The sequence below is a fragment of the Alloactinosynnema sp. L-07 genome, assembly GCF_900070365.1.
In the GTDB taxonomy this organism is placed as follows: Bacteria; Actinomycetota; Actinomycetes; order Mycobacteriales; family Pseudonocardiaceae; genus Actinokineospora.
In genome coordinates this window covers 847252-865532 of the sequence record NZ_LN850107.1, presented here as the reverse complement: position 1 = coordinate 865532, position 18281 = coordinate 847252, and the positions used below count along the sequence as shown (strand labels likewise).

The 18281-nt window shown below is 70.2% G+C and carries 16 protein-coding genes and 1 pseudogene; 10 read left to right on the top strand and 7 right to left on the bottom strand.

What is annotated here, in order from left to right; genetic code table 11:
* Positions 1 to 2: 2 nt before the first annotated feature.
* On the bottom strand, positions 3 to 1397 hold the full coding sequence (gene hemG / locus BN1701_RS04260; RefSeq protein ID WP_054055603.1) for a protoporphyrinogen oxidase: 1395 nt from the start codon (positions 1395 to 1397) through the stop codon (positions 3 to 5).
* A gap of 5 nt (positions 1398 to 1402) precedes the next feature.
* Positions 1403 to 2488: a uroporphyrinogen decarboxylase gene (gene hemE / locus BN1701_RS04255; protein WP_054045690.1), complete on the bottom strand. Its 1086-nt coding sequence runs from the start codon at positions 2486 to 2488 to the stop codon at positions 1403 to 1405.
* Positions 2489 to 2637: 149 nt separating this feature from the next.
* On the opposite strand from hemE, the gene BN1701_RS04250 reads away from it, so the two are divergent.
* Genes BN1701_RS04250 through BN1701_RS04240 form a run of 3 tightly spaced genes read left to right on the top strand, consistent with a single transcriptional unit; the run spans position 2638 to position 4075 of the window.
* A complete protein-coding gene (locus BN1701_RS04250) occupies positions 2638 to 3201 on the top strand; it encodes a DUF3000 domain-containing protein (RefSeq protein ID WP_054045689.1) in 564 nt (187 codons plus the stop codon).
* 26 nt (positions 3202 to 3227) lie between these two features.
* Entirely contained in the window at positions 3228 to 3755 is a 528-nt protein-coding gene (locus BN1701_RS04245; protein ID WP_172803183.1) for a GNAT family N-acetyltransferase, read from the top strand.
* Positions 3756 to 3766: 11 nt separating this feature from the next.
* Positions 3767 to 4075 carry a hypothetical protein gene (locus BN1701_RS04240; RefSeq protein ID WP_054045685.1) on the top strand — a complete coding sequence of 103 codons (309 nt, stop codon included), beginning with the start codon at positions 3767 to 3769 and terminating at the stop codon, positions 4073 to 4075.
* A 62-nt stretch (positions 4076 to 4137) separates the two neighbouring features.
* On the opposite strand, the gene BN1701_RS04235 is transcribed toward BN1701_RS04240, so the two are convergent.
* Together BN1701_RS04235 and BN1701_RS04230 are read right to left on the bottom strand one after the other, a co-directional pair.
* Complete coding sequence (locus BN1701_RS04235; protein WP_231949477.1) at positions 4138 to 6618, bottom strand: M14 family zinc carboxypeptidase; 2481 nt, start codon at positions 6616 to 6618, stop codon at positions 4138 to 4140.
* 199 nt (positions 6619 to 6817) lie between these two features.
* Positions 6818 to 7984 carry a dipeptidase gene (locus BN1701_RS04230; RefSeq protein WP_369800490.1) on the bottom strand — a complete coding sequence of 389 codons (1167 nt, stop codon included), beginning with the start codon at positions 7982 to 7984 and terminating at the stop codon, positions 6818 to 6820.
* A 242-nt stretch (positions 7985 to 8226) separates the two neighbouring features.
* On the opposite strand from BN1701_RS04230, the gene BN1701_RS04225 reads away from it, so the two are divergent.
* The 3 genes and pseudogenes from BN1701_RS04225 to BN1701_RS04215 all read left to right on the top strand — a co-directional run.
* Positions 8227 to 8943: a response regulator transcription factor gene (locus BN1701_RS04225; RefSeq protein ID WP_035282988.1), complete on the top strand. Its 717-nt coding sequence runs from the start codon at positions 8227 to 8229 to the stop codon at positions 8941 to 8943.
* 104 nt (positions 8944 to 9047) lie between these two features.
* Positions 9048 to 10301, top strand: a complete 1254-nt coding sequence (locus tag BN1701_RS04220; RefSeq protein ID WP_054045681.1) for a ribonuclease D — start codon at positions 9048 to 9050, stop codon at positions 10299 to 10301.
* Positions 10302 to 10476: 175 nt separating this feature from the next.
* A pseudogene (locus BN1701_RS04215) lies at positions 10477 to 11481 on the top strand (MFS transporter); the annotation flags it as partial.
* A 107-nt stretch (positions 11482 to 11588) separates the two neighbouring features.
* Here the strand turns inward: BN1701_RS04215 and BN1701_RS37090 are convergent.
* Positions 11589 to 12035: a nitroreductase family deazaflavin-dependent oxidoreductase gene (locus tag BN1701_RS37090; protein ID WP_082859646.1), complete on the bottom strand. Its 447-nt coding sequence runs from the start codon at positions 12033 to 12035 to the stop codon at positions 11589 to 11591.
* A 101-nt stretch (positions 12036 to 12136) separates the two neighbouring features.
* Between BN1701_RS37090 and BN1701_RS04210 the strand changes: the two genes are divergently transcribed.
* The 3 genes from BN1701_RS04210 to BN1701_RS04200 all read left to right on the top strand — a co-directional run bounded on the left by BN1701_RS04210 (position 12137) and on the right by BN1701_RS04200 (position 16240).
* Positions 12137 to 12802, top strand: coding sequence for a TetR/AcrR family transcriptional regulator (locus BN1701_RS04210; protein ID WP_054045680.1), 666 nt, complete (start codon positions 12137 to 12139; stop codon positions 12800 to 12802).
* Positions 12803 to 12902: 100 nt separating this feature from the next.
* Positions 12903 to 14132, top strand: a complete 1230-nt coding sequence (locus tag BN1701_RS04205) for a thiolase family protein (RefSeq protein WP_054045678.1) — start codon at positions 12903 to 12905, stop codon at positions 14130 to 14132.
* Positions 14132 to 16240: a 3-hydroxyacyl-CoA dehydrogenase NAD-binding domain-containing protein gene (locus BN1701_RS04200; RefSeq protein ID WP_054045675.1), complete on the top strand. Its 2109-nt coding sequence runs from the start codon at positions 14132 to 14134 to the stop codon at positions 16238 to 16240. Before BN1701_RS04205 ends, BN1701_RS04200 begins: the two co-directional genes overlap by 1 nt.
* Before the next feature lie 54 nt (positions 16241 to 16294).
* On the opposite strand, the gene BN1701_RS04195 is transcribed toward BN1701_RS04200, so the two are convergent.
* Both BN1701_RS04195 and BN1701_RS37085 read right to left on the bottom strand, forming a co-directional pair.
* The gene (locus BN1701_RS04195; RefSeq protein WP_054045674.1) at positions 16295 to 16726 is read right to left on the bottom strand and encodes an isoprenylcysteine carboxylmethyltransferase family protein; all 432 of its coding nucleotides are present in this window, start codon (positions 16724 to 16726) and stop codon (positions 16295 to 16297) included.
* Between the two features lie 68 nt (positions 16727 to 16794).
* Positions 16795 to 17364, bottom strand: coding sequence for an XRE family transcriptional regulator (locus BN1701_RS37085; protein ID WP_231949476.1), 570 nt, complete (start codon positions 17362 to 17364; stop codon positions 16795 to 16797).
* A gap of 216 nt (positions 17365 to 17580) precedes the next feature.
* Between BN1701_RS37085 and BN1701_RS04185 the strand changes: the two genes are divergently transcribed.
* Positions 17581 to 18240 carry a DUF4386 domain-containing protein gene (locus BN1701_RS04185; protein WP_054045670.1) on the top strand — a complete coding sequence of 220 codons (660 nt, stop codon included), beginning with the start codon at positions 17581 to 17583 and terminating at the stop codon, positions 18238 to 18240.
* Positions 18241 to 18281 lie beyond the last annotated feature (41 nt).

Below are 18281 nucleotides of genomic sequence, written 5' to 3'. Positions count from 1 at the left end.
TCTCACTTGGCGACCAAGGTGTGCAGGTGGGCGGCGACACGTCGGGCGGCGGCCTCGCCGGTGCCGATGCAGGCCGGGACCCCCACCCCGTGCAGTGCCGCGCCCGCGACCGCGAGGCCGGGTTCGGCGGCCACGGCCTCTTCGATCCGCCGAGCCAGCTCAACGTGGCCGACGCCGTACTGCGGCAGTCCGCCACCCCAGCGGGTGACCAGGGTGTCGATCGGGGCGGCGGTCACGCCCGCGAGTTCGGCGAGATCATCGCGGACCAGCCGGACCAACTCGTCGTCGTCGGCCAGCAGCGCCCCCGGGTCGCCGAAGCGGCCGACCGAGCCGCGCACGACCACCGCGTCGAGGTGGGCCCACTTGGTCGCCGAGTAGGTGAACGCCTTGACCGCGAACGGTTTGCCGTCGCCCCGCCGTTCCGCGGCGCCGACCAGCACGCCCGAGGTGTCCGGCAGCGGCGTACCCGGCGGCAGCGCCAGGGCCACCACGCCGACCGACGCCGTCTCGATCCGCGAGTAGGCCATGGCCGCCACCGCGACCACGCCGTCGAGCAGCCTGCGCGCGGCGGCGGGCGGGACGGCCAGCACTACGGCGTCCACGTCGAGGACCGGGTCGGCGGGCTCGTGGCCCGAGGCTGCCGCGCCCAGGGTGAGCCGCCAGCCGGACTCGGTCCGCTCCAGCAGCCGCACGGGCACCCCGAGTCGGACGTCGACATCGCGCGCGAGCCGGTCGACCAGGGTGCTGAGTCCACTAGGGACGGTGCCGAACACCGGTCCGCCAGTGGGGTTCCCGATGACGGTCGCGGCGGCGGCGGTCAGCGAGGTCGCGCCGCCGTCGATGGCGGCGGCGAGCTGCGGCAGCGTCGCGCGCAGGCCGAGGCTGTCGACGCCGCCCGCGTAGACGCCGCCGAGCAGCGGGTCGATCAGCCGGTCGGGCAGCTCGTCACCGAACCGGGACCGGATCAGGGCACCGAGTCCGAGGTCGGCACCTTCGAGCCGCAGCGGCGGCAACGCGGGCTCTGCCTCGACCCGGCGAAGTCCTTCCTCGGACAACACGTCAGACACAGCTCCGGCCGACGCGGGGATGCCCAGCATCGTGCCGCCGGGAATGGGCCGGGTGACGCCGCCCGCGCGCACTGTCGAGCGCGCCGCGGTCGGGTGGGTGATCTCGATGCCCAGTTCGGCGACCAGCGCCGCCGCCTCGGGCCTGCGCACCAGGTACGCCTCGGCACCGACGTCATAGCGGATGCCCGCCAGGTCGACCGTGCGCAGCTTCCCGCCGAGCCGGTCGGTCTGCTCGACCACCGTGATCACCGCGTCCGGACCGAGCAGGTCCCGCAGGCGGTGGGCGGCGGCGAGCCCAGAGATCCCTCCGCCGACGATCGCCACCCGCACCGGGGTCACCCGCCGTGGACCAGGTCGACGACCTTGGTGATCGCGTCCGGGTCGGTCTCGGGCAGCACGCCGTGGCCGAGGTTGAACACGTGCCCCTGGGCCGCGCGGCCCTCCTCGATGATCCGGGCGACCTCGCGGCGCACGACGTCCTCGCCCGCGAACAGGACCGCCGGGTCGAGGTTGCCCTGCACGACCGGGCCGGTGGCGTACTCACCGGGCGCGGCGGCGATCCGGGTGACCGCGTCGTCCAGCGGGGTCCGCCAGTCGACGCCGACCACATCGGCGCCCGCCTCGCGCATCGCGCCGAGCAGGTGGCCGGTGCCGACACCGAAGTGGATGCGGGGCACGCCCGCGTCGGCCAGGCCGCGCAGGACCTTGGTCGAGTGCGGCAGGACGAACTCGCGGTAGTCGCGCAGCGAGAGCGCGCCCGCCCAGGAGTCGAACAGCTGCACGGCGTCGACCCCGGCGGACAGTTGGGCGCGCAGGAAGGTCAGCGCGGTGTCGGCGAGCCGGTCCAGCAGCGCGTGCCAGGTCGTCGGGTCGGCGTACATGAGCGCCTTGGTGCGCTCGTGGTTGCGGCTGGGCCCGCCCTCGACCAGGTAGGACGCGAGGGTGAACGGGGCGCCCGCGAAGCCGATCAGCGCCGTGTCGCCCAGTTCCTTGGTGAGCAGGCGGACGGCGTCGGCGACCGGGGCGACCTGCTCGGCGGCGAGCGTCGGCAGCGCGGCCACGGCGTCGGCCGAGCGGATCGGCTCGGCCACGACCGGGCCGGTCCCGGCCACGATGTCGAGGTCGACGCCCGCGGCGACCAGCGGGACCACGATGTCGCTGAACAGGATCGCGGCGTCGACGCCGTGCCTGCGCACCGGCTGCATGGTGATCTCGCAGACCAGGTCCGGGTCGAAGCAGGCGGCGAGCATCTTCGTGCCCGCGCGCAGGGCGCGGTACTCGGGCAGCGAGCGGCCCGCCTGGCGCATGAACCAGACGGGGACCCGCGCGGGCCGCTCACCACGGGCGGCGGCCAGGAACGGGGACTCGGGCAGACTCCGACGGGCGGCGCGCGCCTGAAGGGCCGTGTTGGTGTCAGTCATCGCGCGGACATCGTCCCACGTTGTGGTTTCCCGCCGGTCGAGCGGGAGCCGAACCGACCCAGGTCACACTGTCGGTGGCGTGATCGGGCCACAAATGCTCGGCGCGCCGTTCCCACTCACTAGCTCGGGTGGTCCTACAGTTACCAGTCGTGACCGGACCGTCGTCTGCGCCTGAGCTGTTCAGACTGGCTGTCGAGGCGCTGAAGTCGCTGCGACCTCGACCGGAGCTGCAGCTCGCCGAGGTTCGCCCGCCGCAGCGGCTGGCCCCGTGGGCCTACGCCCTGTCCGCCGAGGCCATCGGCCCCGCCGACGTGGCGGCCACCGGCAGGCTCATCCTCCTGCACGACCCGCAGGGCCAGGAGGCCTGGGACGGGGAGCTGCGGGTGGTGGCCTACGTCCGCGCCGAACTCGACGCCGAGTTGGCCGACGACCCGCTGCTGCCCACCGTCGGCTGGTCCTGGCTGACCGACGCCCTGGCCGCGTCGAAGGCCGACTTCACCGCGCTCGGCGGCACGGTCACCGACACCTCGTCGGCCCGGTTCGGCGACATCTCGGGCCCGGCCCGCGTCGACGACCTGGAGCTGCGCGCGTCCTGGACGCCGCGCACCGCCGACCTGCGCCCACACGGCGAGGCGTTCTGCGACCTCATGGCCAGCGTCGTTGGCCTGCCGCCGGTCGGGATCACCCTGTTCACCCAGCGCTCGGGCAACTAATGCTGCCGGTCACCGGAAATGGCGTCGTGATCGACCGCCTCGCCCCCGCCGACGCCGAGGTGCTGTCGGTGTCGCACTCCGATCCAGACAACGCCCGGTTCCAGGGCTGGCCGTCGCCGCTGTCCCCCGCCGACGCGCTGGCCTTCATCGAGTCGATGGGCGAGGCCACGTTCGCGGTCGGCACCGGCATCCAACTCGCGATCCGTGAGTCCCCTGGCGGCCCGCTGGTCGGCGACCTCTATGTCGCCCGGGAGCGCGCGGAGGCCGTCGAACTGGGCATCACGCTCGTCCCCGGCCACCAGAGCCGCGGCCTGGCCACCGCCGCCGTCACCGCGATGACCAACGCACTGCTCGCAGGCCTGCCGATCACCACGGTCGAGGCGATCTGCGATGTCGACAACACCCGCAGCGCCGCCCTGTTCGAGCGGGCGGGCTTCCGTTTCCGCGAACGGACGACCGCGAGCTGGACCCGCCGCGACGGCACGGTCACCGACGAGCTGCGCTTCGTCCGCGATTTCCCAGTTCCGGGAGCTAAGGGTCAGAGACCCACCTAGGATGCGGGCCCATGCGCAAAGTCTGCATCGCCGCCGCCGCATTGGCCTTCCTCGGCGCCCTCGCCTCCGTCATCACCGTCGCCGTCCTCGGCGGCGAGAACAGCACCAAGCCCATCGAGATCGCCGCGTGGATCGCCTGCGCCATCACGTGCGCCTTCATGACCATGGGTGCCTCGCTCGGCGCGATGGCGTTCCGGCCGACCGGGCTCGAACCCGCCAAGGTCCAGGCCGCCCCGCAGCAGTACCCGGGCCAGCACTCCGGCCCGATCCCCCAGGCCGCACCCGGCCAGCAGCAGCAGCAGCAGTGGCCGGGCCGCTGACCTGACACAGCAAAACGGCGGCAGGCGCGGGATGCGCCTGCCGCCGTCTTGGTTCGGACTGCTTACTTCTTGCGCTCCTTGGCCGCGACGGCCGAGCGGACGCAGACATCGCCGACGTCCACGGTCTGGCCGCGGTCGACGTAGATCTCCGCGAGTCCGACGAGCCTGCCACGCTTGTCACTGCAGGTCAGCGTGTAGGGCTCCTTCGGACCGTAGGTCGTCGGCAGCGGCGAGAAGAAGTCGACCTTCAGGTTCGACCAGTCGTCCGGAGTCGACGGGTTGGCCTGCGAGTAGTTGACCATCACCGCGGTGTAGTCGCCCGCGGGCGGGTCGAACAGCACGGCCTTCTCCGAGTTGGTGCCACCGCTGGCCGACGAGCTCACCAGGTTGCCCGCCGCGTCGAAGATGTAGAGGTCCCAGTCGGTGTCGGCGGTGCCCCAGCCGACGGAGACCTGCATCTTGCCGTTGTCCACCTTGGGCATGCCGTCCACGTGGAACGGGATGACCTCGCCGGTCATGTCGGCCGGGAAGTTGGTGTTCTCGGCCGGGACGCCCGCCGGGTTGGCCAGCGCGATCGTCGCCTGCGCCGGGCCCTGCGGCTCGCGGCCGTAGCGGCCCGCGACGTAGGGACGCGTCGACGGGTTGACCGCCCAGCTGAACCGGCCGCCGGTGCTGGCCAGGTCGGACTTGAGCACGTCGGACACGAAGATCGGGTCCTTGACGCTGCCGTCGGGCTGGACCACCGGCGAGGTCGGCGTCTGGAACGCCTTGCGCAGCTGCAGCTGGTAGCCCTTCGGCGCCGAACCGACCAGCGTCGAGTGGGCCGCCGGGTCAGCGGCGTTGGTCAGCATGTCGATGAACGCCATGCGGTTGCCGCCCTTGCCCGCGCCCGCGGCCGGGGCCAGGCCCGCGTACTCGGCCACGACGTTCTGGAACGGCGGGTGGAACTCGTTGGGGCCGACCTCGAAGGTGAAGCCCCAGCCACCGGTGGCGAAGTACGACCAGTCCTCAGTGCCTCCGGTGGTGTCGTAGAGCGCCCACGACGGCTGGCTGACGTAGCCGTTGCGGGAGGCCATCTTGTCGCCGAGGGCCTTGTAGGCGGGCTCGTCGAGCGGCGGCCGGACGTCGGCGACACCGGGCACGCGCAGCACCAGGTTCGAGTACGTGTGCAGCGTGATCAGGTTGGTGACCTGACGGTTGGACACGATCGACCGGACGTTGCGGGTCTCGGGCTCGGAGAACGGGCCGGAGCCGCGGAAGGTGTCGCTGCTCCACGCCGTCGACGCGCCCGCGCCGCCCCAGAAGCCCGCGTAGTTGCGGTTGGGGTCGGTGCCGCGCAGGCGACCGGCCGGGTTGGCCTTGCACACGCCCGTGCGGAAGGCCTCCGGCGAGTCGTTGACGTTGCAGTTCTTGCGCTTCATCTCGTAGTCGAACCGGGAGAAGTCGCCCTTGGGCTCGGCCTCGCGCGAGACGTTGAAGCCGTCGGGGTTGACGATCGGCACCACGATGTTGCGGGTCTTGGTCACCAGCGACCGCAGCTCGCCGCCCGCCCGGTAGCCCTTGACCAGTTCGTGGGCCCACTCCATCGCGTGCTCACCGGCGGGCCACTCCCGCGCGTGGTGGATGCCCATGGTGAAGTTGACGGCCTTGCCGTCCTTGATGTTGTCGACGTCGGCGGCGATCTCCACGCCGACGACCTCGCGGCCTTCCCAGGTCGACTCGGGCAGCGTGAACGCCTTGACCAGGCCGCGGTTGGCCCTGGCCAGTTCCTTCATCTCGTAGTTGTAGTCGTACAGGTGCCGGTACGCCGTACGGCCCGACGGCAGCTCAGAGCCCGACTTGGTGGCCGCGTACTGCTTGTCGGTCTTGGCGTTGGCGATCGAGCGGGCCGAGATGTCGGCCTGCACGACGGTGGACTTCATGCCGCTGTCGCGCAGGGTCTTCCGGTCGGCGTCGCCCGCGAGGACGACCTCGACGCCGGTGGCGTCGGCCTTCTCGGTGACGTCGAGACCGAGGGCGAACAGCCGGTCCTTGTGCTGCTTGGTGGGTGTCTCCACCCGGACGATCTCGGCTCGTTGGGCCGCTGTGGGCCCGCCCTGGGCGTTGATCGCCAGGAAGTCGACGCCCAGGTTGACCGTGCGCGCGGACCCGGCGTAGCGGCAGGCCTGGACCACCAGTTCCTGGCCCTTGGTCACGAAGCTCTCGGCGAGCTCGGCGCTGCGCAGCGCCGTCGAGGCGGCCACCACGTTCCCGGTGGCCTTGTCGAACACGGCGAGGTCCCAGTCACCCGCGTCGGCACCCCGCGCCGTCAGCCTGGCCTGGATCAGGCCGTCGACCGTCGAGGTCACCTCGCGGCGGTCGGTCCCCCTGGTGCCGCCCGGCAGCAGCTTGGCGAAGCAGGAGCGGGCGACGTCCCGGTCACTGCGCAGGACGTTGTCCTCCGCGACCGCTGTCGACGCGGTGAGGCCCGCGACCACGGCCCCACTCAGGCCGACGGCGGCAGCGAGCTTCCACGCCGGAATTCGTCTTGCTGATGAGCTCACGCTCGACTCCTCCCAAAGATTCGCCGGCCCCCATGCCTGGAGCCGGCAGCGTGACGCTAACCACAGCGTCCACAGTTTTAAGGGATTACCAGTTGCCAGTGCCCAATTTGGGGACGACTGGCCGAAGGGGTTGCGTCCGACGAGCCCACGACATGATCGGAATCGAAGGTAAGGCGAAGAAGTTTTTAACTTTTGCCAGTTATGTACGCTCGGCCGCCACCCGTTCGGCCGAACGCAGCACCCGCAGGACGTTACGGCCAGCAACCTTCGCGCAGTCGTCCTCACTCCAGCCCGCGTCCAGAAGCGCGTTGAAGAGGGCGGGGTAGGTGCCGACGTTCTCCAGCCCGCGCGGGAGCTGCGGACATCCGTCGTAGTCGCCGCCGACGCCGATGTGGTCGATCCCGACGACCTCGCGGGCGTACTCGAAGTGGGCCACCACCTCGGCCAATGTGGCCTCGGGCTGCTCGTCTCGGCCCTCCCAGGTGGCGAAGAACCGCTCCCGGGCCGCCAGGTCGGCGTGCTTCTCCCCCACCGCCGCCATCGCCTCGGCCATTCGGTCGTCCCAGGCCGCGATGGCCGGGGAGACGAAGCGCGGTACGAAAGTCACCATCAGCACGCCACCGTTGTCCGGGAGACGTTTCAGCACGTCATCGGGCACATTTCGGGGATGGTTGGTGACCGCGTGGCAGGACGAGTGGCTGAAGATGACCGGCGCGGTGCTCGCGTCCAGCGCGTCGCGCATGGTGGTCGCGGCGACGTGGGACAGGTCGACCAGCATGCCCAGCCGGTTCATCTCGGCCACGACCTCCCGGCCGAAATCCGACAGCCCGCCGACGTTCGGCACGTCCGTTGCCGAGTCCGCCCACGGCACGTTGTCGTTGTGGGTGAGGGTCAGATAGCGCACGCCAAGGCGGTACAGCGCCCGCAGAACACCGATCGACTCGGCGATGCAATGGCCGCCCTCGGCGCCGAGCAGGGAGGCGACCCGGCCGCTGGCGAAAGCGGATTCGGCCTGGTCAGCGGTGTAGGCAAGGCCCAGGTCGGCCGGGTAGCGCGCGGCGAGGGTGTGCACGATCTCGATCTGTTCCAGTACCGCGGACACCGCCGCGTGGCCGGTCAGCTGACAGGGCACGTAGACCGACCAGAACTGGCCGCCGACGCCGCCGCGGCGCAGCTTGACCAGGTCGGTGTGGAAGTCGGGCTGCTCGACGGCGAGGTCGATCCCGGCGAGGATGGCGCGGGGGTCGGAGCCGAACTTCTCGCGCAGCGCCCACGGGAGGTCGTTGTGTCCGTCGACCAGAGGGACGCTCGACAAGAGCGCTCGCGCGCGGTCGATACCTGGGTTGTGCACTACCCGTGACTCCATTCCATCGTGTGACTAAGTCCATCCGTTACGTCACCGTTCGGTGAGTCACCCGATCGTGGGACATTCACGTCCCTCAGTGACAACCCGATCGGATACTTACCCGATTGATCGTCCCGCTAACCCGCTTGGGCGGCTAGGCTGCCCCTGTCGACACCACTTTCGGTCCAACGGCGGCGCGGCTGTTTGGTCGAAAGTCCCAGTGCCGGTCGGGGGGCAACGACCGACTCCAGGGAGGTAGTGACGTGGCTGCCGTCGGCTTAGGTCAGGCCGTTCGTACCACGCCAGCAGGCAGTTTGCCTGCGAACATGGTCCCGCACCCGCGGGAAGAGTTGTTCTCAGTGCTGGTGGTTGACGACCACCCACTGTTGAGGGAGGCGATAGCCGCCCGGCTCACGCAGATGGGCGCGGGCACAGTGCACGAGGCCGCCACGGTGGCCGAGGCGAGGGCTAGGGCACAGGCCACTGGGCCGTGTGACCTGGCGATCCTCGACTTGGGTCTGCCGGACGGCAGTGGGATCGAGCTCGTCACGGAGCTCCGCAGCCATGGTTGGCCGCGGATCGTCGTGCTGGCTTCGTCCGACGACCCGTACGCCGTACGGTCGGCCTTCCAGGCAGGCGCACAGGCCTACCTGCTGAAGTCCGCATCGCCGGTCGTGGTGACCGACGGGGTCCGCCGGGTGCTCGAGGGTGGCGTCTACGCCGACCCGAGTGTCGCCCCGGTCCTCGCCACGGGCACCAGGGTCCCGGGCACCGACAACACTCCGCGTGAGCTTTCGGCGCGCGAGGTCGAGGTGCTCCAGCTCGTCGCGGACGGTCAGTCCAACAAGGAGATCGGCGAGGCGCTGAACCTTTCAGCGCTGACGGTGAAGTCTCACCTGTCGCGGATCGGCCGCAAGTTGGGCACCGGCGACCGGGCGCAAATGGTGGCTCTCGCCATGCGAGCGGGCGTCATCCGATAGACAACAGCGGTCGTGTGGCCGGGCAGGGCATGGCCCAGCCACACGACTGCTGCTGATCTACCGCGATCTTGTTCGGTCGTGCCGTAGGGTCAGTCGCCGTGACTATGCCCGGACCAGGACCCAGCTCGGCGGCCGTTGACCCTCCCGTCCCGGTGCTGCTCACCGAGCCAGCCGACGGCACCCCCGACGTCGTTGCCGACCGCGAGGCCCTGCGCCGCGCCGCGGATCTCATCGCCGCGGGCACCGGCCCCATCGCCGTCGACACCGAGCGGGCCTCCGGCTACCGCTACTCCCAGCGCGCGTATTTAGTGCAGATCCGCCGCGAGGGCGCGGGCACCTTCCTGGTCGACCCGGTGGCGGTCGACGACGAGGTCGAACCGCTCATCGAGGCCCTCGCCGCGGACGAGTGGGTGCTGCACGCCGCCTCACAGGACCTGCCGTGTCTGGCCGATCTCGGCCTGCGCCCCAAGGAACTCTTCGACACCGAACTGGCGGGTCGGCTCGCGGGCTTCGACCGCGTCGCCCTCGGCACGCTCGTGGAACTGCTGCTCGGCTACCGCCTGGAGAAGGGCCACGGCGCCGCCGACTGGTCCCGCAGGCCGCTGCCCCTGGACTGGCTGAACTACGCGGCGCTGGATGTCGAGCTCCTGGTGCCGCTGCGCGACGCGCTGGAGGCCGAACTGCGCGCCCAGGGCAAACTCGACTGGGCCTTGGAGGAGTTCGAGGCCCTGCGCACCGCAGGGCCCGCCGCCCCCCGCAAGGAGCCCTGGCGGCGCACGTCCGGCATCCACAGCGTCCGGACCGCGCGCGGCCTGGCCGCGATCCGCGCCCTCTGGGAGGCGCGCGACACGATGGCCCGCGACCGCGACATCGCCCCCGGCCGCGTCCTGCCCGACAGCGCCATCATCCAGGCCGCGGCGGTGTCCCCGACCGACGAACAGGCCCTGCTCCAGCTCCCCGTCTTCAAGGGTCGCGCCCAGCGCCGCCTCGCCGGAACCTGGATGCGCGCCCTGCGCGCCTCGGCCGCCCTGCCCAAGAGCGACCTGCCCGACCCGTCGCCGCCGAACGACGGCCCGCCACCCGCAAACCGCTGGGCCGACAAGTTCCCGGAAGCGGCGGCCCGCCTGGGCGCGGCCAGGACCGCGTTGACCGCGATCGCCGAGGCCAATCGACTGCCGGTGGAGAACCTGCTGCAGCCGGACCTGGTCCGGCGGACCTGCTGGCAGCCGCCGGAGGACATCGACCTCGACACCGTCACCGCCGCCCTTCGCGTGGGCAGCGCGCGGGAATGGCAGATCGCGTTGACCGGGGAGGCGCTGGTCACGGCCCTGCGCACGACTGTCACACCGCAGTCCTAGGGCGTGTCCTGAGGATCACGGCAGACGCTATCCGCACCCGCGCGGCCCCTGGCCATCACGGATCCCGCCCCACCGTGATCCACAGGCAAATCATTTGCGTGAGCTTCGTCGACCACGCGAGGCTCGCCCGGTGATCGAACGCGGCCTGAGCCGTCGGGTGCTTCTGCTGCTGGCCATGGCCTGTGGGGTCGCTGTCGGGAACGTGTACTTCCCGCAGGCGGTCAGCCCGCTGGTCGCCTCGGGTCTCGGCGTGTCGCCCGACTCGGCCACGCTCGTGGTGACCGGCACGCAGCTCGGCTACTCGCTGGGGATCTTCCTGCTGGTCCCCCTCGGCGACCGGCTTCCGCACCGGCCGCTGATCGTCAGCCTGGTCGCCGTCACCGCCCTGAGCCTGCTCGCGGCCGGGTTCGCCCCCGGGCTGCCACCGTTGGTCGGGGCGAGCGTCCTCATCGGTGTCACCACGGTTATCGCCCCCGTGATCGGCCCGATGGCCGCAGGCCTCGTCGCCGCGGACCGCCGTGGCGAGGTCTCAGGAACACTGCTCGCGGGCTCCATCGGCGGCATGCTGCTGGCCCGCACCTTCGCGGGCACCGCAGGCGACTGGATTGGCTGGCGTGCTCCGTACCTCATCGCGGGCGCGGTCACCGCCGTCCTGGCCGTGATGCTGGCTTTCGTCGTGCCCAAGTCGGTCCCGGCGACTCGCCAGCGGTACCTGTCACTCATCATCGAGCCACTGCGCCTGCTGCGAACCGAGCCCGACCTGCGCCGCTCGTGCTTCTACCAGGCGACGATCTTCGGCGGCTTCTCCGCGGTCTGGACCACGGTCGCCCTCCTGCTCACCGGCCCCACCTACGGCTACGGCGCCGAAGCGGTCGGCTGGCTGGCACTCATCGGCGCGGCGACGATGATCTGCACCCCGATAGCGGGCCGCCAAGTCGACCGGCGTGGGTCCGACCCGATCAACTTGGTCTGCATGATCGCCGTCATCGGGTCGGCGGTGCTCTTGATCCCGGGTGGGTTTGGCGGCGTGGTGGGGCTTGGCGCGCTTGTCCTCGGCACGCTGGTGCTGGACGTGGCGATGCAAAGCGGAATGGTCGCCAACCTGGTCCGCGTCTACGCGATCCGCCCCGACGCCCGCGGCAGGCTCAACACCGCCTACATGACGTGCGCCTACCTCGGCGGCACCGTGGGCTCCTGGGCGGGTACCCGCGCGTACACGGCGTTCGGGTGGCTCGGGGTCTGCGCGCTGGTCGGCTTACTCGGGGTGATCGCGCTGACCGCGGGCCCTCATGCCAGGGTGATCCGGAAGGCCGGGTGGTCCGGGGCGACTCGGCGGAGGTCGGTGTCGGCTGAGGAAGCGTCGACTCCGTCGAAGAACATTCCCACCTCGAACTTCCACCGCTTGAGATAGGCGCGCAGCAACTCCGGCTTCTCGTCGTCGGCCAGTTCGACCGCGGTGAACGTGAAGACCTTGCGGCCCAGGCGCAGTTCGCCCTCGCCCGCCGCCCGCAGGTTGCGCACCCACTGCGTGTGGCCGCGCGGGGCGACGAGGTAGTTCTCGCCGTTGTGGACGAGGAGGTTGACCGGGGTCGACCGCATCTCGCCGGACTTTCGGCCGCGCACCGACAGCACCCGCGAGCCCCACACATTCACGCCGCGGCGGACCAGGAAGGCCACGAAACGGTTGAACACGTCCGTGGTGAGCCTGCCCGGACGCTGGTAGCGAGTCGACATCGTCAATCCCTCCAAGAAACGAGAGCACCGCTCTCTCTTGGTCTCCAGTAAATACGAGAGCGGGGCTCTCGTCAAGAGCGGCGCTCTCGTATGCTCGGTCCATGACGACGAAGACCCCAGGCGCGCGCGACCGCAACCGGGCCGCGCTGACGCTCGCGATCAAGGAGGACGCCCGCGACCAGCTGGCCACCGCGGGCGCGCAGGCCCTGTCCCTGCGCGCCGTGGCGCGCAACCTCGGCATGTCCTCGTCGGCGGTCTACCGCTACTACCCCTGCCGCGACGACCTGCTCACCGCGTTGATCATCGACGCGTACACCTCGCTGGCCGACGCGGTGGAGCGAGCCGACCACCAGGGCACGCCGCGCGAGCGCTGGCTCGACATCTGGCGGGCCGTCCGGGCCTGGGCGCTGGCCAACCGGCACGAGTACGCGCTGATCTACGGCTCCCCCGTCCCCGGCTACAAGGCCCCGCAGGACACCATCGCCCCAGCGGGCCGCGTGCCCCTGCTGCTGCTCACCATCGCCAGAGCGGCCGAGGTCGCGGACGCGGAGATCGACACGACATTGCGCGGACAGCTCGCCGCCGTCGCGGACGCGATCTCGATCGACTTGCCGCCGGGGGCGTTCGCGCGGGTAATGGTGGCGTGGACACAGCTGTTCGGCGTCGTCGGCTTCGAGTTGTTCGGTCAGCTCGTCGGTTCGGCCGACCCGGCCGACGCGTTGTTCGACTTCTCCGCCGCGGCGATGGCGGACTTCGTCGGACTGTGACCCACTCCATAAGCGCGCCGCTATGTTACTCACTGGTAACCAGCGCTAGAGTAGGGCTTGTTACCAGTCGGTAGCCCATATTCGACTAAGGAGCACCCACGTGGCCGCACCCGCTGCATCCGCAGCCGAGCGCGCCGTTCGGAACGTGGTCTTCGTCGACGGTGTACGCACGCCGTTCGGCAAGGCAGGCCCGAAGGGCATCTACGCGGAGACCCGCGCCGACGATCTCGTCGTGAAGGTCATCCGTGAACTGCTGCGCAGGCACCCCGAGCTGCCCCCGGAGCGGGTGGACGAGGTCGCCATCGCCGCGACGACGCAGATCGGCGACCAGGGCCTGACCATCGGCCGGACGGCGGCGCTGCTCGCGGGCCTGCCCAAGTCCGTCCCCGGCTACGCCATCGACCGCATGTGCGCGGGCGCGATGACCGCGGTCACCACCAGCGCCAGCGGCATCGCCTTCGGCGCCTACGACGTGGTGATCGCCGGCGGCGTCGAGCACATGGGCCGTCACCCGATGGGTGAGGGCGTCGACCCGAACCCGCGCATCGTGGCCGACAAGATCGTCGACCCGACCGCGCTGATCATGGGCCAGACCGCGGAGAACGTGCACGACCGCTACCCGGCGATCACCAAGCAGCGCTGCGACGAGTTCGCCGCGCGCAGCCAGGAGAAGTACGCCGAGGCGGTCAAGGCGGGCAAAATCGGCCCCGAGTTCGTCGCGGTGTCGACCCGCTCGGCCGAGCTGGGCTGGGGCCTGGCCACCGAGGACGAGCCGCCGCGCCCGGGAACGACCGTCGAGCAGCTGGCGAGCCTCAAGACCCCGTTCCGTCCGCACGGCCGCGTCACCGCGGGCAACGCGGCGGGCCTCAACGACGGCGCGACCGGCTGCATCCTGGCCGAGGAGGAGACCGCGCGCGAGCTTGGTCTGCCGATCGGCATGCGCCTGGTGGGCTTCTCGTTCGTCGGCGTCGAGCCCGAGGTCATGGGCGTCGGCCCGGTCCCCGCGACGGAGAAGGCGCTCAAGCGCGCCGGTCTGTCCATTGAGGACATCGGCCTGTTCGAGCTGAACGAGGCGTTCGCGGTGCAGGTGCTGGCTTTCCTCGACCACTTCGGCATCGACCAGGACGACCCGCGGGTCAACCAGTGGGGCGGCGCCATCGCGTGCGGCCACCCGCTGGCCTCCTCGGGCGTGCGTCTGATGACCCAGCTCTCGCGCCAGTTCGCCGAGCACCCCGAGGTGCGCTACGGCATCAACTCGATGTGCATCGGCATCGGCATGGGTGGCACCGTGATCTGGGAGAACCCGCACTGGAACGGTGGTGGCAACTGATGCTGACCCAGGAACAGGCCCTCGCGGCCTTCCCGGACGAGGTCGTCACTCGCGCGGTCACGCGGCTGATCAAGGTTCCCGGCCTCGACAAGCCGGTCGCCTTCATCACCATCGACAACGGCCACGACCACACCCGCCCGTCCACGTTCGGCCCGCAGTCGCTGGTGTCGCTGAACGCCGCCTTCGACGCGGCCGTGGCGGCTGAGCCCGCCGCGATCGCCGTGACCGGCAAGCCGTTCATCTTCGCCGTGGGCGCGGACCTGTCCGGTGTGGAGCAGATCGCCGAGCGCGAGCGCGCGCTGGAGATCGCCCAGGCCGGGCACGACGTGTTCCGCCGGTTCACCGAGTCGAAGATCCCGACCTTCGCCTTCATCAACGGCGCGGTCATGGGCGGCGGCCTCGAACTCGGCCTGTCGTGCCACTACCGCACCCTCTCCGCGGGCGCGGCGGCCATCGCCCTGCCCGAGGTGTTCCTCGGCCTGTTCCCCGGCTGGGGCGGCACGCAGCTGCTGCCGAACCTGATCGGCCCGGACGCGGCCGTGACGGTGATCTTCGAGAACGCGCTGGCGCAGAACAAGATGCTCAAGCCGAAGCAGGCGCTGGAGCTGGGCATCACCGACGCGCTGTTCGACTCGGCCGACTTCCTGGAGCAGTCGCTGCTGTGGCTGGCCTCGGTGGTCAACGGCCAGGTCACCCCGGCCCGCCGCGAGATCGACCGCGGCGCCGAGTGGGACGCGGCCGTCGCGCGGGCGAAGGCGATCGTCCACGGCAAGACCAAGGGCGCGTCGCCGGGCGCCGAGCAGGCTCTTGAGCTGCTGGAGCTGGCTCGCGAGAACAACCTCGACAAGGGTTACGCCGCCGAGACCGAGGCCCTGGCCAACGTCCTGATGACCGACCCGCTGCGCGCAGGCCTGTACTCGTTCAACCTGGTCCAGAAGCGCGCGCGCAAGCCCGCGGGCGCCCCGGACAAGTCGCTGGCCCGCCCGGTGACCAAGGTCGGCATCGTCGGCGCGGGTCTGATGGCCAGCCAGATGGCGCTGCTGTTCGCCCGCCAGCTCAAGGTGCCGGTCGTGCTGACCGACATCGACCAGGCGCGCGTGGACAAGGGTGTGGGCTACGTCCACAGCGAGATCGACAAGCTGCAGGGCAAGGGCCGGGTCTCCCCCGACGGCGCCAACCGCCTCAAGGCGCTGGTGTCCGGTTCGCTGGACAAGGCCGCGTTCGCCGACGCGGACTTCGTCATCGAGGCCGTGTTCGAGGAACTGGGCGTCAAGCAGACGGTGTTCGCCCAGGTCGAGGAGCACGTCAGCGCGGAGTGCGTGCTGGCGACGAACACCTCGTCGCTGTCGATCACCGACATGGCCTCGAAGCTCAAGCACCCGGAGCGGGTCGTCGGCTTCCACTTCTTCAACCCGGTCGCGGTCATGCCGCTGCTGGAGATCGTCCGCGCGGACAAGACGGACGACGCGACGCTGGCCACGGCGTTCGCGGTGGGCAAGGCGCTGAAGAAGTCGTCGGTGCTGGTCAAGGACGCCCCGGCGTTCGTGGTCAACCGCCTGCTCACCCGCTTCATGGGCGAGGTCGTCAAGTCGATCGACGAGGGCACCCCGTTCGAGGTCGCCGACAACGCGCTGGAGCCGCTGGGCCTGCCGATGAGCCCGCTGGTGCTGCTGCAACTGGTCGGCCCGCCGGTCGCACTGCACGTCGCCGAGACGATGAACCGCGCCTTCCCTGACCGCTTCGGCGTCTCGGACAACATGAAGGCGTTCGTCGCGGCGGGCAAGGCCGCGGTGTGGACCTGGGACTCGACCGGCAAGCCGAGCGTCGACCCCGAGGTCCAGGAACTCTGGCAGTTCGGCGACGCCCCGCTGACCGCGGAGCAGGTCCGCGCGCGGGCCCTGGAGGGCCTGGCCGAGGAGATCCGCATCATGCTCGACGAGGGCGTGGTCGCGGAGGCACAGGACATCGACCTGTGCATGATCCTGGGCGCGGGCTGGCCGTTCTGGCTGGGTGGCGTCACGCCGTATCTGGACCGTGAGGGCATCTCGGAGAAGGTGAACGGCAAGCCGTTCCTGGCTCCGGGCGTGGCCTCGGTGCCGGTGGCGTAACCGGTTTCGCAGCGCCCCTGGTGTCTCCTCGGAGACACCAGGGGCGCTGTCGTTTCACCAGTACCGCGGGACCCGCCGCGCGTAGCTCGCCTGCTCGTCGCCGAACAGCGAGGCCAGTTGGCGCTCCTCGCGCAGGACGGCGCGATGGACCATGACGGCGGCGAGCGGCCAGCCCGCGAGCAGCCACGGCGAGCGGGCGGCGAGCCCAGTGCCAAGGTGGAGCAGGCTCCAGCCGACGTACATGGGGTTGCGGGTGAGCGCGTACGGCCCTGCGGTCACGAGTCGGTCCGGGTCGTCGATGTCGCCCACTCCCCGTGCTCGGACGGCCCACAGGTTGAGGCCCAATCCGGCCACCAGGACGATCCAGCCGGCGGGCGCGAGGCCCTCGGGCAGGCGGGTGCGGGTGCGCGCGTGCAGGAGGAGGCCCGCGGTCATCGTGACCGCGTGTTCGGCTGGGAGGGGTGTCCGGTCCCAGAGGGCCGACATGGGCCCACTGTATGCGACCCCGGCGAAGGCACGTTCCGGGTGGGCGTAGCCGCCCGGGCGATGTCGAGTTAGGCGGCCGATGGACGCGGGTCGAACCGAACGACCAGGTCCGCCGACAGTGCGTGCGCCAGCCGTTCGAGAAGCGGAATCGTGGGCACCGTCCCACCCGCTTCAAAGCGTGCGATCGCCGGTTGAGTCATGTCGGCCGTCTCCGCCAGCTTGGCCTGCGTCCACCCACGCGCTTCGCGCATCCGGCGCACCGACGTCCCCAGCTCGTATGCGAGCCGAGCCGCCTCATACGCCTCGTGGGCGCCTGGTTCGGTCAGCCTGCGGTCACGAAGCTGTTCCCAGTCCCGATCATCCGACATCCGCCTCAGTCCTCCACCACATGTTCCTGCGCGACGCATCGTCGTAACGCCCGCACGGCCCTGGCAAATCTCCCGCTCTTCCCGCATACGAGTCTTGCGAAAGACAGTGAGGAGGATGATCCGCCTCCCTGCCGCGATCCAGTACGTCACCCTGACCGCATCACCGTCGAGGTGCAGGCGAAGCTCACGCAACTTGCCTTCCAACTGCCGCGTATACGGCTCGCTCAACAGCGGCCCCTGCTCCGACAGCAGATCAATGTAGAACGCCACCGTCGCGAAGTGCGCAGTTGAGAGATCACTCAGCCAGTTCCGAACCTCTGGTTCGAGTTCTACGATACCCCAGGATATACCACCTATGCTATATCACTCAAGGTGTTGATCTTACCACCCACGGTAACATCGCCAGGCAAGTTAAGAAAACTTGACATCATGTCAATGCCACTTTACCTTCATCGGTGTCAAGTTTTCTTTACACAAGGAGCGACGATGCTGACCCAGACCCGAAGAGCCGCAGTCACAGGAGGGATCGGCCTGCTACTGATGGCCTTACTCGCTTTCGTCGCCAACTTCGTGGTCGTGGAGAAGCTGGTGACCCGAGGCGACACGGCCAAGACGGCGGGGGACATCCTGGCTTCCGAGGGCTTGTTCCGGCTTGGCGTGGCCGCCTTTGTCGTCATCGTGGTGCTCGACGTGATCGTGGCGTGGGCGCTGTGGATCTTCTACGGCCCGACGAGTGTCTCCACGTTCGCCGCGTGGTTCCGGATCGTCTACTCGGGAGTGTTCCTGGTGGGGATCATCCATCTCTTTGGGGCGCTGCGGCTCGCCGGGAGTGACCCGGGGCTGATGATGTCCGAAGTGGACACATTCTTCGACATCTGGAATCTGGGCCTCGTCCTCTTCGGCGCCCACCTGCTCCTACTCGCCTACCTGACGTTCAAGTCGAGTTACGTCCCCACCTGGGTCGGCGCCCTGCTCGCGATCGCGGGCGCGGGCTACGTCGTGGACAGCATCGGCAAGGTGATCTTCGCCGGCTACCAGCTCGACATCGGCACGGTGGCGGGCTTCGGCGAGGTGGCGCTGCTCGTCTGGCTGCTGATCCAGGGCCGCCGGGTCACGATTCCGGAGGACCGCGTCCAGACCGTCTGAGTCGTCGTCTCAGCGGTTGAGGGCCACCACGCGGCCGGTAG

Excerpts from the sequence above, each read along its gene's own strand:
- BN1701_RS04230 (WP_369800490.1), bottom strand. The coding sequence starts at position 7,984 with ATGGAGTCACGGGTAGTGCACAACCCAGGTATCGACCGCGCGCGAGCG.
- BN1701_RS04210 (WP_054045680.1), top strand. The coding sequence starts at position 12,137 with ATGACGACGAAGACCCCAGGCGCGCGCGACCGCAACCGGGCCGCGCTG.
- BN1701_RS37090 (WP_082859646.1), bottom strand. The coding sequence starts at position 12,035 with ATGTCGACTCGCTACCAGCGTCCGGGCAGGCTCACCACGGACGTGTTC.
- BN1701_RS04220 (WP_054045681.1), top strand. The coding sequence starts at position 9,048 with ATGCCCGGACCAGGACCCAGCTCGGCGGCCGTTGACCCTCCCGTCCCG.
- hemE (WP_054045690.1), bottom strand. The coding sequence starts at position 2,488 with ATGACTGACACCAACACGGCCCTTCAGGCGCGCGCCGCCCGTCGGAGT.
- BN1701_RS04195 (WP_054045674.1), bottom strand. The coding sequence starts at position 16,726 with ATGTCGGCCCTCTGGGACCGGACACCCCTCCCAGCCGAACACGCGGTC.
- BN1701_RS04185 (WP_054045670.1), top strand. The coding sequence starts at position 17,581 with ATGCTGACCCAGACCCGAAGAGCCGCAGTCACAGGAGGGATCGGCCTG.
- BN1701_RS04200 (WP_054045675.1), top strand. The coding sequence starts at position 14,132 with ATGCTGACCCAGGAACAGGCCCTCGCGGCCTTCCCGGACGAGGTCGTC.
- BN1701_RS04240 (WP_054045685.1), top strand. The coding sequence starts at position 3,767 with ATGCGCAAAGTCTGCATCGCCGCCGCCGCATTGGCCTTCCTCGGCGCC.